The sequence below is a fragment of the Pseudomonas sp. ES4 genome, assembly GCF_050586665.1.
Lineage (GTDB): Bacteria > Pseudomonadota > Gammaproteobacteria > Pseudomonadales > Pseudomonadaceae > Aquipseudomonas > Aquipseudomonas frederiksbergensis.
Map to the genome: position 1 here is coordinate 65,453 of NZ_JBOBDO010000021.1, position 13,499 is coordinate 78,951.

At 56.8% G+C, this 13,499-nt stretch carries 12 protein-coding genes; all 12 read right to left on the minus strand.

The genetic code is table 11. The features are described 5' to 3' along the window. Positions 1 to 169: 169 nt before the first annotated feature. Positions 170 to 466: a hypothetical protein gene (locus ACQ4OB_RS21365; RefSeq protein WP_008151048.1), complete on the minus strand. Its 297-nt coding sequence runs from the start codon at positions 464 to 466 to the stop codon at positions 170 to 172. A gap of 10 nt (positions 467 to 476) precedes the next feature. Then, positions 477 to 872, minus strand: coding sequence for a flagellar export chaperone FliS (gene fliS, locus ACQ4OB_RS21370; RefSeq protein WP_102615899.1), 396 nt, complete (start codon positions 870 to 872; stop codon positions 477 to 479). Positions 873 to 1,002: 130 nt separating this feature from the next. Further along, a complete protein-coding gene (fliD, locus tag ACQ4OB_RS21375) occupies positions 1,003 to 2,430 on the minus strand; it encodes a flagellar filament capping protein FliD (RefSeq protein WP_102615900.1) in 1,428 nt (475 codons plus the stop codon). A gap of 82 nt (positions 2,431 to 2,512) precedes the next feature. Further along, positions 2,513 to 2,878: a flagellar protein FlaG gene (locus ACQ4OB_RS21380; protein WP_102615901.1), complete on the minus strand. Its 366-nt coding sequence runs from the start codon at positions 2,876 to 2,878 to the stop codon at positions 2,513 to 2,515. Between the two features lie 74 nt (positions 2,879 to 2,952). Next, positions 2,953 to 3,801 carry a flagellin domain-containing protein gene (locus ACQ4OB_RS21385; protein WP_102615902.1) on the minus strand — a complete coding sequence of 283 codons (849 nt, stop codon included), beginning with the start codon at positions 3,799 to 3,801 and terminating at the stop codon, positions 2,953 to 2,955. A 273-nt stretch (positions 3,802 to 4,074) separates the two neighbouring features. After that, positions 4,075 to 5,001 (minus strand): ketoacyl-ACP synthase III, encoded by a 927-nt coding sequence (locus ACQ4OB_RS21390; RefSeq protein ID WP_102615903.1) that lies wholly within the window; start codon positions 4,999 to 5,001, stop codon positions 4,075 to 4,077. 194 nt (positions 5,002 to 5,195) lie between these two features. Further along, positions 5,196 to 8,687, minus strand: a complete 3,492-nt coding sequence (locus ACQ4OB_RS21395) for a glycosyltransferase (RefSeq protein ID WP_430956395.1) — start codon at positions 8,685 to 8,687, stop codon at positions 5,196 to 5,198. A gap of 46 nt (positions 8,688 to 8,733) precedes the next feature. Beyond that, positions 8,734 to 9,792 (minus strand): NAD-dependent epimerase/dehydratase family protein, encoded by a 1,059-nt coding sequence (locus ACQ4OB_RS21400; protein WP_102615905.1) that lies wholly within the window; start codon positions 9,790 to 9,792, stop codon positions 8,734 to 8,736. Then, positions 9,789 to 10,586, minus strand: coding sequence for a class I SAM-dependent methyltransferase (locus ACQ4OB_RS21405; protein ID WP_256581190.1), 798 nt, complete (start codon positions 10,584 to 10,586; stop codon positions 9,789 to 9,791). Before ACQ4OB_RS21405 ends, ACQ4OB_RS21400 begins: the two co-directional genes overlap by 4 nt. 137 nt (positions 10,587 to 10,723) lie before the next feature. Then, positions 10,724 to 11,563 (minus strand): SDR family oxidoreductase, encoded by an 840-nt coding sequence (locus ACQ4OB_RS21410; RefSeq protein ID WP_102615907.1) that lies wholly within the window; start codon positions 11,561 to 11,563, stop codon positions 10,724 to 10,726. Next, positions 11,556 to 12,611, minus strand: coding sequence for a Gfo/Idh/MocA family protein (locus ACQ4OB_RS21415; RefSeq protein ID WP_158242623.1), 1,056 nt, complete (start codon positions 12,609 to 12,611; stop codon positions 11,556 to 11,558). The genes ACQ4OB_RS21410 and ACQ4OB_RS21415 overlap by 8 nt, the downstream gene beginning before the upstream one ends. Before the next feature lie 16 nt (positions 12,612 to 12,627). After that, the gene (locus ACQ4OB_RS21420) at positions 12,628 to 13,497 is read right to left on the minus strand and encodes a sugar phosphate isomerase/epimerase family protein (protein ID WP_102615909.1); all 870 of its coding nucleotides are present in this window, start codon (positions 13,495 to 13,497) and stop codon (positions 12,628 to 12,630) included. Between the last annotated feature and the right edge of the window lie 2 nt (positions 13,498 to 13,499).

Here is a 13,499-nt window from a genome sequence, read left to right on the forward strand (position 1 = left end):
AATAGCAACTTCCCTAGTCAACTCAATGCCCAAAATGAGGGGGCAAGCTAGACGCTTGCAGACACGTTATGCCTGTAGACGCCTGAAATCTGGTAGCAGCCACTAGTTAAGTCAAAAAACCGTGCACAGTCAAATTTATGGCGCACTATGTTTGGATTAACCGGGGTTTTTAACCGAACAGATGGTAAACCTTTGCCGCGCTCTGTGCTTGGTGGATCTGCGACATCTCATCAACTATCGCTTGCCGCTCCCCCGTAGCCGCCTCAAGAAGCTGTTTATACACCCCCAACAACTCCTCAAGGTTATCGCGCAACGCAGCCTCGTCCACCGAAGCTTCACTCAAGACGTCTTCCATGCAGGAACGGCAAGCCAGGTCCAACTCACCAATGGCTTCCCAGTTTCGCTCGGCCAAAGCACCAACGAGGCCTTCACGGGTTTGTTCGATTCGCTGCAATACAAGACTCATGGTGATCTCCTTAAAACTGCGGACCCGGCGCGGCGATAGCGTCCCAGCCGTCTTTGACGGTGCGAAGCAGATCGGCGACTTCGTCGAGAATCTTTGGATCGGCGCTGACATTGGCCTCGGTGAGGCGCTTCATCATGTAGGTGTAGAGGTTATCCAGCTCACCTACGCTCTCAAGGGAGTTCTCAAGATCGAGCCCTTCACGCAAACCACCGATAATGCCAATGGCTTTGCCGATGAAGATGCCCCGATTGGGAATATCCTTGCGCTCCAGGGCGCCTTTGGCTTGAGCAATACGGTCGAGACCACCCTCCATCAGCATCTGTACGAGACGGTGAGGACTGGCTTCGGAGGTTTGCGCCTGAGCGCCAATCTTCTGGTATTGGCGAAGGGCTAACATTGGATTCATGTTGTACCTCATCAAAAATCTGTGGTTCGTATAAACAATGTATCGACGACGCGTCAAAAAACTTTAGTCGCGAAACACAAAAGCCCGGAGCGTTGAACGACGCTGCCGGGCTTTTGGCGTTACTGGGTTATCAGCTGTTCTTCTGCTGCGCGGTCATCGCTTCAAACATCGAAGTGATGTTGCTGGCAGTCGCTTTCAGCTTGCCGACCAAGGTATCCATGTCGTTGTACTTTTTGGTCAGTACAGCGGTCAGGGATTCGATCCGACGATCCAGCGCGAGCTGGTCGTTGGCCAGTTTGTTCTTGGTTTTAGCCAACGCGGTAGAACGGGTATCGAGAACTCCACCGGTTTCGGTGTAAGGCGAAATCGCCTTGTTCATGCGCGCGAGCAGACCGTTGTCACCCGAGAAAAGATTCTGTACTTCCCCACCGAGCTTCTTGTCGTTCATCGCAGAGGTGAACTTGGTGGAATCGAAGTTCAGCGCACCGGTCTTCTGATCGGTAGTGATCCCCAACTGCGACAGCACAGTGAGCTTGTCACCGGTACCGGCCTCGGACAGCGGCCCGCGCATTGCCGCCAGGATCGAACGCGGCATGGCGTCGCCAGTCAGCGCAGCAGGAATGGTCGGGTTGCCGTCGTCATCGAGCGAAGGCTTGGTCAGCGAGCTGATCGCGTTGGCCACTGCATTGTAAGCATCGACAAATTTCTGGATCGAGGCTTTCAAGCCATCAGTGTTGGTCGCTACGAGTACCTGCGAATTGCCCGTGGCAAGCAGCGTCATCGACAAGCCCGAGACAGTGTTGTCCAGCTTGTTAGTAGGACTGCTGACCGACAGGCCGTCCACTGTGAACTTCGCGTCAACAGCGAGCGCACCCACTGAGCCAGCCGAGGTCTTCGTCGAGATCGCAGGAATCACCTGGGAACCATCGACGTCCAGGCCGACACCGCTGAGCGAAATATCGGTGCCTGCACCGGTGTTAGACGAGCTCACCACCAGTCTCGAACCGAAGTTATCGGTCACGACGTTGGCGCTGAAGCCACTGAACTGGTACTTGTCGTTCAGGGATTTGGCGACAGACTCGAGGGTGGAGCCCGCCGGCACGTCAAGGTTATAGGTTTTGGCTGTTCCGCCAGGCACGCCCTGAGAGATGACCAGAGTGCCTGCAGCACCGCCATTGACGGAGGCCTTGGAACCGCCATCAAAAGCAGCCGTGGCGACTTTCGAACCCGTGGCAAGCTGCGAGACATTGATCTTGTAGATGCCGGCGACAGCGGAGTTGTTAGCGGTAGCCGTGAGGACCTTGGGATCGGAAGAGGTGGCAGCAAAACCGGTGAACTGAGGTTCAGTGGTATTGCCCAGCGTCTTCATGGCCGCCTGGAACGTGGCGAGCAACGACTTCAGGGTGCCGACACCGGAGATGGACGCGGTGTTGGTCGTGGTGCCACGGTCGATCTGACCTTGCTTGGCCGCTTTGTCAGCGTTGACCAGTGCCTTGACGATAGCACCGGTATCAAGGCCCGAGCCTAAGCCCGTGCCCGGTAGAATTGGACTTGCCATGTAGATCTCCCTTCAGTGTCTCGCCGGTCTTTTGACCACTACAACGCCCAAAAGAACATAGCAACAAATTTCATGCCAGCTGTCAGACTTTGGCGCTGAACAGCAGACTGCTTGCGTCATTCAAGCTATTGGCCAGTTTCAGGACTTCTTCGTTGGGGATCTGACGGATCACCTCACCGGAGTCGCTGGCAATGACTTTGACGATGACTTTGCCTGAAGGCTCATCGATAGAGAACTCCAGGTTACGCTTGACTGACTGGACGAACTTTTCAATTTCTTGAACGGCCATCTTCAGCTTGTCCCGCTCACTTACCGCATCCTTGGGCTCATCCTTGACCAATGCCACTGGCGCAGCATCGGCTCGAGGCTTTTCCGCAGCGGCATCAGCAACGGGCGTCGCCGGCTTCGCCACAGGATAAGACAAGTTCAGCTTCACGCTCATATCCATGTCCATCACCTCTTTGAATCAAAAAAGCGAGAGAGCGCGACAAGCGCACTCCCCCGCCAAAAACTCACCAGCTATTACTGAAGCAGTTTCAGTACAGCGGATGGCAGTTGGTTGGCTTGAGCCAGAATTGCGGTGGAAGCTTGTTGCAGAGTTTGTTGCTTGGTCAGCTGTGCAGTTTCAGCAGCGAAGTCGGTATCTTGTACGCGACCCAGTGCAGCACTGGCGTTTTCGTTGATGTTCTGCAGGTTGGAGATGGTGCTGGTCAGACGGTTTTGTGCAGCACCGAGGTCAGCACGGCTGGCGTTGATGGTGTCCAGAGCCTTGTCGATTGCAGTAACGGCAGCCGAGAAGTTGGTTTCCGAAACGGCCGAAGTCGAACCGGCGATGGTGATTGCCGAGCCAACACCCAGGGTGTTTGCGTCGAAGCTGGCGCTCAGAGTCAGGGTGATCTGGTTCGAGGTGCCAGTGTTGGAGCCGACCTGGAAGGTCATGGTGCTGGCAGTACCGTCGAGCAGGTTCTTGCCGTTCAGGTTGGTGCTGTTGGCGATACGGGTCAGTTCAGCCGACATTTGGGTGAACTCTTTGTTCAGAGCGTCACGGTCGGTAGTGCTGTTGTTATCGTTGCGGGACTGAACAGCCAGTTCACGCATACGTTGCAGAATGTTGGTTTGTTCCTGCATCGCGCCTTCAGCGGTCTGAGCGATGGAGATACCGTCGTTGGCGTTTTTGATCGCCATGGTCTGACCACGGATCTGCGAGGTCATGCGGGTAGCAATTTGCAGGCCGGCGGCGTCGTCTTTGGCGCTGTTGATTTTCAGACCGGAAGACAGGCGAGTCATCGAAGTCGACAGAGAGTCGGAAGCCTTGTTCAGGTTTTTCTGAACGTTCAACGATGTGACGTTAGTGTTTACGGTTAAAGCCATGACGAATTCCTCGTTGGTTGGGTACTGCGGCTTCCGGCCCTGGCAACCGCCGGGTGTGGCCTAGAGAACCTTCGTAATAGTTATCGTCGTCATGGCGGGTTGCTTGAGGGCTTTTTTTAAAAAAATTACTAGCAGACTGCCACCCCCAACAAAATCAGGGGTTAGCGGCCCTGCCGCATAAAAAATGACGTCAAAAAAACTGCCGAAAAAAGCTCCGGGTAAAAAAATAGCGCTACCGGACTGCCGGTAGCGCTATTGAAAGTCTTTTAGAGATCAGCCGCGATAGAGAATCGCCGAGCCCCATGACAGGCCAACGCCGAAACCGCTAATCGCCACGCGCTTCCAGGTTGAACTCAGCACGTGTTTTTCCAGCAATAAAGGAATGCTCGACGAAACGGTGTTGCCGGTCTCGACCATGTCCTTGATGAACTTCTCTGGCTCGCCTTCAAAACGCCGAGCCACTGCATCGACAATCGCCGCACTGCCCTGGTGAATGCAGAACGCGTCGATATCACTGGCTTGCAACGCCGACTCATCCAGCAACTCATGCAGATGCGCTGGGACCTTCAACAAGGCGAAGTTGAACACCTGACGACCGTTCATGAAGAACACGCCGTCACTGACTTTCAGGTGCGGGGCACCGGAACCGTCAGTACCAAACTTGGCCTTGCCCAACTGCCAGGGCGCATCCTCGGCCATCCAGGTCGCAGTAGCCGCGTCACCGAAGAGCATGGTGGTGTTGCGATCTTCAGGATCAACGATCTTCGAATAAGGGTCGGCGGTGATCAGCAAACCATTCTTCAAGCCTGTGGCTTCCATGAAGCCTTTCATGGCGTAGATGCCGTACACGTAACCCGAGCAACCCAGGGAAATATCGAACGCGGCAACATGCGTTGGCAGACCGAGCTTGTCCTGAACGATGGCAGCCGTGTGCGGCAGCCCTTCCTCATCACCATTCTGGGTGACAACGATCAGCGCATCGATAGACTCGCGCTTGAGGTCGGGATTATTAGCAAACAATGCATTAACAGCTTCGACACACAGGTCCGATGTTTCCTGCTCAGCGCCTTTGCGCGGCAGGAAAGCCGAACCGATCTTGCCCAGGATGAACTCTTCATCCTTGGCGAATTTGGCACCCTGAGCGTAGTTATCCACGCCGGCGGCCGGCACGTAACTCGCTATGCTTTTTATGCCAATCATCATGGCTTCCCGATCATAAACAGCGACTAGGTTCACCCCGAAAAGCTCAGGGGCGCATCAAAATGGTTGATTTCCCGGGGCAGACTCATCGCCCGCACCGAGGAACACAATACAGTGAAGATGCACTTTATGACCTATGCGTCACGCCGTTAAGTGCATGAATGCGATTTTTCACGTCTGGCTGTGCATTTGACTCAGTTCGGCAGCCAGATATTGCGCCATGTCACAAGGCTCTGGCCGGCCAACATCCAGTCACACCGCACCTGATCTCGCAGGGTATTACCCAATTGCGCAGCCGCCTCCAGATCGCTCACATGCGCCCTGATCGTCTCGACCCATGCTTCGTAACTATTCTGAACCCGAGTTACGCTCAACTCGTTCCGATAGGGTTGCAGATCGCTGCAAATCACCGGAAAACCGCACACGCCATACTCAAGCAGTCGCAGATGGCTTTTGCAGCGGTTAAGCATCGTGTCACCCAGTGGGGCCAACGCCAGATCAAGGTTGAGCGAAGCCAGCTTCGCAGGGTAAGCAGCGATATTGACAGTGTTATGCACTTCCTGAACGAACGGGCGTAATGCTTCAGGGCACGGACCCAATACGACCCAATGCACATCGCCAGCGAGGTCTTTGATCACGTTGCCGATCATTTCCAGTTCGTCGACATCTGCCAGTCCACCGGCCCAACCGACTCGCGGCTTGTCAGAGCAACGACGTTCGCTGACAAGACCTTCCCATTCAATCGGATTCAATCGGCTCTCGACCACACGGATATCCGGGCAGAATCCCTCGAAAGCCTGCGCCATGACGTTGCTCGACACCACCAGTCTATCCATTGACGACAGGCCCCGGTGCAACATGGCGAGGCTGCCCTCTGTGATCGGCAGGTACTCGCCCGGCTCAAAGACCTTGAATGCACGGGAGAACGCTTTCATGCGACGCATCGCCTGCAGATGCACGTCGCTCGCCACCTGCTGTAGCACGATCACATCAGGATCGTAACGCTGCAGATCGACAACAGACAGCAGCTCGGGCGAAACGAGCCCCTCGATCAGACCTTCTGCACGCAACACAGTGAAAGGCGCGATGATGCGTTGAGCGTTACCGGTTTGCTCCGCAGGATGCGCGAGCACGCGAGGCAGGAGTTTGTGACTCGACAGTGGATGCCAGGACTTCAGCGAATCCTCGACTATGAACGCCTGGCCTGGCGCCAAAGAGAAATTCGGGTTGTAGGCACGGTCGCGCGCCAACTGCGGCAACCAGCGCTCGTACAGACGATCTTCCTGCTCCGCTGTCGCAATCGGACTTTCGACGTCACCGGCCAACAGTTGCACTCGCGGCGTCCAGACATTCAGGTAGCCGGCCTGCTGAACCTTCAAGCACAAATCGGCGTCCGCCCAAGGCGCCAGTTTCTCATCGAAACCGCCCACCGTAAGGAACAACTCCCGACGCAGCATCAGGCATTGGTCGCTCAGTGCAGAGTAGTTCTGATCCACTTGCAGACGTTGCATGTAGCCAGGCGAATCGGAAGGCATGCCCTCAAAGGCTTTTCCGACAGTTCCACCCAGACCTGCCAGGAGCCCCGCATGCCGAACCTTGCCATCGCCGCCCACCAACTTTGCCCCGACGCAACCCACTTCCTGTCGCACGCCTTGATTCAACAACTGTTGCAGCCAGTATTGCCCCATGATCCCGATGGTGGAATCCAGGAACAACAAAAACTCTCCCTGAGCGTCGCTGACAGCATCATTGCGGATCGCTTGCACTGTAGGTGCCGCCGGGTAGCGCAGTACCCGAATGTGCGCGGCCCCCAATTGCTCGATACCGGACAACCAGTCACACACTGACGGATCGTCATTGCCCCGATCGAGCAACAGCAATTCATACGCACTGTAAGTCGTCTGCTCCAACAGGCTTTCGATGCAACGCTGGGCGTGGGTCAGTTGCCCGTCAATCAGAATCAGAATACTGACCAAAGGACTGCCTGAGTGAACATAGTCCAACTCATATTGCCCCTCCACCCGGCAGTTGACCTGCGCAGACTCAAAACCGCGGACACGTAGGTGATGCTCGATCACGGCCCGTTCCTGCTCGCTGTCGTGCAGGAATGGCATGTCACTGATCACCAGCGGCTCACTGACGTGCCGCAGGCTGTCGAGCCCGGTGTTCTCGACCAGGCGAAGTATGTATTCAAGTTCGAAGGCGTCCGGGCAATCGGTGATGAAACCACCCATGGCCTGCCAGACATCGCGACGGAACAGCCAGTGCTTGGCCAATGTGGCTGGCGTACTGAGCAACAGGTCAAGGTTGAAGTCCGGGCGTAGCATCAACTCTAAATGGCCGTCGCTGTAGCGCAAGACTTCGTCAGCATAAACCGCGCGCCAATCGGGTGAACCGGTCAGGTCCAGCGCGGTGACCAGGAAGCCGCTGGATGTCAGTTCGTCGCCGGCATTCAAACACATGAACCACTCGGCACCAGAGTCGAACAGTCGGTGATTGATGCATTCCATGTAATCGACCGCTGGAATCTTTACCGCATCAAGATTGACCTGCGGCGCCACCTTCGACACGTCGACACCCATCACACAGATCTGGATCGAAGCGTACAAGCCGTCCAGCGCATTGATACTGTTCAGGGTTCTGTTCAACTTGTCCGGCTGACCAAGGAAGTCGAACACTACTAACTCAAGGGCAGGGATCATTTTGTCGCGCAAATAAGCCTTGGCGATGCCGCGCTCGACATTCGTCAGCACACGTGGCGCCAGCCAAAGCGTCCCAGCCCCACCCTTGCGCGCTTCCTGATACTCGCGGGTGGCGGCTTGGGTGATGTCGATGAAGTTGTCCAGGGCGGGCCAGAATTCTTGCTCCTGCTGGACAATCCGCTCGAGCAGCAACGGCAATGTGCGGCGTGCCTCTTCAATTTGCTCAGGGTCGTTGCCGTGGGCCAGGCCGAATCCCTGCGTTTCACTCTTGCCGATCACCTGAGGTGCCCATTCGCTGGACAACAGGACACTGATGCAACCACACAGCGCCGCCTCTCCCGCCAGCGCCGACGATTCTGCGCAGTAAAAATACTCGCACTGCTGAAAGACATCCGCCAGGCCTTCCCAGGTGTTGGGGAAGTGCGGCGTTATTTCTATCGGGTTATCACCCAGGATTGCAGGATCGATGTGCGACTGGGCGCTTCGGCCCCGGTAGTAACATACCTTGCCAGGCACCCGTTTTGCGGGGTCTTGGGGCAAGCAGAAAATGCTGCGGTCGAACGGCGGCATAAACATCACCCGGTCGGCCGGTCTGTCGGGTAATTGCAGATCCTTGGTGTAGGCGAAGATAAGGTCATCCTTGCCGAAACTTTCTGCGGTCACGCCCCGGGACAGAAAACCGGGGCGATTCAGCAAGTACCTGGCCACGACATTGCCGGCCAAAGGGTTGCCTGACACGACTTCGGGATAGACCACAATGGGTTCCACGCCCTGAGTCTGATGGGTCTTGATCACATCATTGGTCAGGCGAGGCGTCATCAAACCAGGGCTCAGGACATTGGCTGTGACGTAAGCTTCATACCCGGAGCGCATCAATGCATCGCACAGCATGTGCATCACACGAATACCGGCAGAATTACGCCGGAAGTCCGGGGCAAGCAGGTAATAAGGGCTAGGCCGCTTGGAAAATAATGAACGCGTCACTGCTGCACTCCTGACGAAATCTGAAATGTATAGGCCTGCCAATTGATTAGTGGGCGCAACGCTGGTGCTCGCAGACCCAACGCACCATGCTGTCGATGGACTCGTCTAGCGAAGTCCAGTCATCCAGCCCCAGATCGCGGGCCTTGCGGATGTCGGGAACGTAATAGGATTGGGTCCTGGGGTCGCCGTTTTGCCCGAGCACCCTGACGGATTTTTCCGGAGCGGTCCGGGCCATCACGGTGTGGGCCAGCTCGGCAATGCTCAATGCCTTGTCCGAGCCGACGTTATAAGCCTGCCCTGCTTCGCCGCGAACCAGCAGCGTCAACAACCAGACAGCCAGATCGGCACCGTGCAGGTAACTGCGCACGGCTTGCCCGCTCGATTGCAACACCAGCTCGTCATTCCACAGCGCGTCCCGGACGAAATTGCCGATAGCAAAGTGGGCATCCAGGGCGATCCCCGGTCCTGAGAAAGCGAAGCAGCGGGTCAAAACCACTTCCATGCCATAGCGCTCGGCATACAGCGCGGCGAGGGTTTCCTGCGCACGCTTGGCCTCTGCATAGGCGCTGCTCGCCAGTGTGCTGTTGCAGGCCGACGCACTGGCCTCAAGCACTGGCTGACCGTACTGAAGCGGTCCATATTGCGCGCCCGTACCGGTAAACAGTACGCGCCTGGCGCCCGTGCGCACGGCAATGTCCAGCACATTGCGCGCGCCATTCAAAATCGTATCGAAGATGCTCAGCGGATTCGCGTGGGCGCCGGCCAGCGTGTCGGTGGCCGCATGCAGAACGAGATCGACCGGACGCCCTGCCTGCAGATTGATCGGCGATTGCACATCGCCCTTCAACCAGTTGATCCATCCCGTGTTGCGATACTCGGGATATTGAGCCAGGAACGTCTCCGGAGAACGGGACATCGCGGTCACGCTTATAGCAGCGCCGTTTCTGTTCAACAGTGCCAGCAGCGCGAGCAGCCACTTGCCAAAAAAACCGGTGCTGCCGGTGATCAGCAAATGTTTGCCGGCGAGTTCTTCGTAACCGTGCAGATGCCGGATAACACGCTGCACATCGTCGGCCACGACCTGTGACGCTAATGTCACTCTCATGATCGGGCGCGCCGTGCGGTCAATCCAAAAATACTGCTTTTGCGCCAGCCCAAATCAATGTCCAGCGTCATGCATTCCTGCACCAGCAGCCCCGCGCGTAAGACCAGCGCCCTGAGCGATTCTTCGGTATAGAAATTGATATGTTCGTGCCAGTGCCGCTTGAGCCCGGCCAGGTCCTTGCGATCAGGATGCTCGCGCATCAACGCTTCGCGCGGGACTTCGAGGTACAACAACGTGTCGTCGTCCAGGCACTCGGCGATTTGCACCAGCAGTTCATGGGGATCCGATACGTGTTCCAGTACCTGACTGCATACCACCAGGTCATAGCTATTGGTTTTTATCGCAGCGCGATCAACCGCTTGTGCACCGTCGACCGTTTCCACCGAAGAGATATCGAATATGTGGGTCCGACTGCTTCGACCTAGAAACGGCGAATTAATCCCGCTGTCTCCCCCCCAATCAAGGACCCGGGGGTTAGACGTCACTCGTGGCTCAAGCCAGGCTTCGACGTCGCGAACGTAATCGGCCCGCCCCTGATAATGCTGGTTTGCAGCGGCATACCCGGGTTCGAAACGCTCGCGCTCAAGTGTATAGGCCTCATCACGGTAACCGTGATACAGCTGCATCATTTCCCGGTCAGAGAAACGGTAATCGAGAAACAGCACCCCGCACGCCTGGCACTGGAGCGACGTGCACAACGTATAGGCCATGCCTGGCTGCAGATCCCTCAACCCCCACTCGGGCGTAATGCTGACAGGTTCATGGCCAAACACCCGGCTGGCCACGAAAGGCATCAGTACCGCAGGCGATCTGTCGAGATGAGTACTGGCGCAGCAAATACAATGCTGGGCGACCCGGTCTATAGCCATGAATACAACCTCGAAACAAAAACAGATTCAAAATTTCAGCAGAACACACCACACGCCGGCCATCACCAAACGCTGCGGCCGCCGTCCATTACCAGGTTGCAGCCATTCATGTAGAGAGAGGCATCGGCACACAGGAATGCGATTGCACCGCGATACTCATCTGCGTGGGCCATGCGACCCAGCGGGATCAGGCTGGTCAGCTTGCTGACAAACACATCGTCCTGGCCGGCATAGACGCCGCCCGGCGACAGCGCATTACAGCGCACGCCCTGTTCGCACCAATACGTCGCAAGGTATTTGGTCAGGCCGATCAAACCATGCTTGACCACCGAGTACGTCACCGGTTTGACCGGCTGCTGATCGTCCTCACGACCGTCAATCCGATACAGGCGCTGATCGGGCGCAATGACGCCAAGGTCCGAGGCGATGTTGATGATCACACCCTTCTTTTGCAGGGCCATCTGCTTGCCGAATACCTTGGCGCAGTTGAACGCGCCGCCCAGCCCCGCGTCCAGATCCTGCTGCCACTGTTCCCAGGGGAAGTCTTCGAGCCGGGAAAAGTTCTTGCCGTCGGCGTCTTCAACCTTGGGATTGCGTGCGGCATTGTTGATCAGAATATCGATCCGGCCATGATCGGCGATGACCTGATCGCATACCGATTGCAGCGACTTGAGGTCCGTGATGTCGGCTACAAAGGTCTGCGCCGTGACGCCCGTTTCCTCAAGCAGCCGATTGCGGCTACGTGCCAGTCCTTCTTCGCTCACATCGAGCAGAATGGGCACTGCCCCCAATCCGGCAATTGCGGCGGCATGCTGATAACCCAGCAAGCCGCCGCCACCGGTGATGATCGCGACCCGACCGGAGAGGTCGAACAGTTGCTTCATCGCGTTGTGATCAGCCATTGACCGTGACCTCGTCCAGATTGATCTGCACGCCTTTCTTCAAGGACTCACGAGCCGCCAGAGCAAGGCGCAAGCTTTGCAGGCCATCAAACAGGGTGACCTTCGGCCGGGCGTTGCCCTGGAGGCAATCCAGGAAGTGTCGCGCCTGATTCAGGAACATCTCGTTGCGTACAAAATCAGGGAAGTTCGAGCTTTCGGCGACTTCGCCTGTGGCGGTGTACACCGTCAGCTGCGTATTGATCAGGTCCATCACGGCGCTGCCACCGTCGCCAATGATCTTGAACGTGCGGACCGGTGGACGCTGGACGAAATCCTGGTGCAGATGAATCGGGAAGCTGCCCTGCTCGCCGCGGTATTGCATCAGCGAGGTTGCAGTGTCTTCGACGTCGATTTCCAGATTGCTCAGTTGTCCGCCGACACAAAGGATGTTGTCAGGCAAACCGAACAGCCAGTAGATCAAGTCCATTTCGTGGATCTGCGACAGAATCACCCCACCGCCCTGATCGGCCCGGGCGGCATACATCTGCCGGTAGTCTTCGTACTTGTGCCAGTTCGGCAGGTATTCACCGATCTCGGCGCTGACGCGAATGATATTGCCGAAATGCCCTTCGTCCAGAAGCGACTTGAGCCGTTGCAAGCCGGGATGAAAACGGAAGTTGTAGCCGACGTAGAACAGCAATTGCTTCTGCTTGACCAGCGCCAGCAGCTCTTCAATACCCTCCAGGTCACTGGCCAGCGGCTTCTCCATGAACACCGCCACGCCGGCTCGGGCACAAGCCAGGGCAATCGGTACGTGCAAGGCGTTGGGGTTGCAGATGAACACCGCTTGAGGATTTTGGGCCAATGCGCTATCGAGGTCGTGATGAACGATCACACCGTAATCGGCTTCCAGATCGGCGCCCTGCTCGACAGTCAGGTTGTCCTGCAACTTGATTCGTTGACCGCGAACCCGATACGCATGCACTTCCAGCGAATGCCCCAACAACTTACGCAAGTTGCGTAAATGCCGTTGCCCGATGCCGCCCAACCCGCAAAATAAAATCCGCACAATGACCTCAACTATTTCAAACCAGACGGTTACCGCGCAGCCATTCGGCTGACAGCTCACTCATTTCCCGCAACCAGACCGGTTCTTCACCGGCCACGCCACGCGCGACCTGGAGGACGAAGTCACCCTGATAATCGAAGCGGATCAGCTGTTCGCGCAAGCTGGCAAAATCGGCGTCGCCCTGCCCCAGCGGTACGGTGGTGCTGCCTTGGCGGCGATCCTTGATGTGAAAACTGCCGACCCGCTCGCCATAGGCGGCGAATTCGTCAGCCGGCGCATAACCCAGCGAAGCACTGTTGCCGGCATCGTAATTGACCTTGACCAACGGATGATCAATGGCCAGCAGCAATTGCTTGAACGGCTCAGGCGCCAGATCCGTTTCCAGGTGCAGCTCCACCGAGTTTGCTTCTGCCGAAGGCAGCACCTGCCGCAGATAACCGATGACTTTCGCATGCTCTTCAAGTGAGCCGATGCGCGAGTTGTCCACGAATGGCAGCACGACGCGACCGATACCCAATTGCGGGCAAATGCCGATCAGCCACTCTAGTCGTTCCAGGCGCGAGGCCAGTTCTTCGTCGGTGCAACGCAGCAACGGACAATCCATGAAGTAATCGGCGCAAATAGAAACAACAGACACGCCGTAACCGGCCAGGCACTCTTTCAGATCAGCCCGCCCCGCAGGTGTTTCCAGCGGGTTGGCACCCTCACCGTACAAATCGTAAATCCACTCGATACCGCGCAAGCCTGCCTGCGCCGTGAGTTCGATTTCTTCACGCCATTGCCCCCGAGGGAAGGACTGGAAACGCCCATCCTGCGGTGGCAGCAGACGCCCTTGCATCGTGTACAGACCCGCGTCGGCGTACTGCTTCAGATAGTCAGCAGTCATGC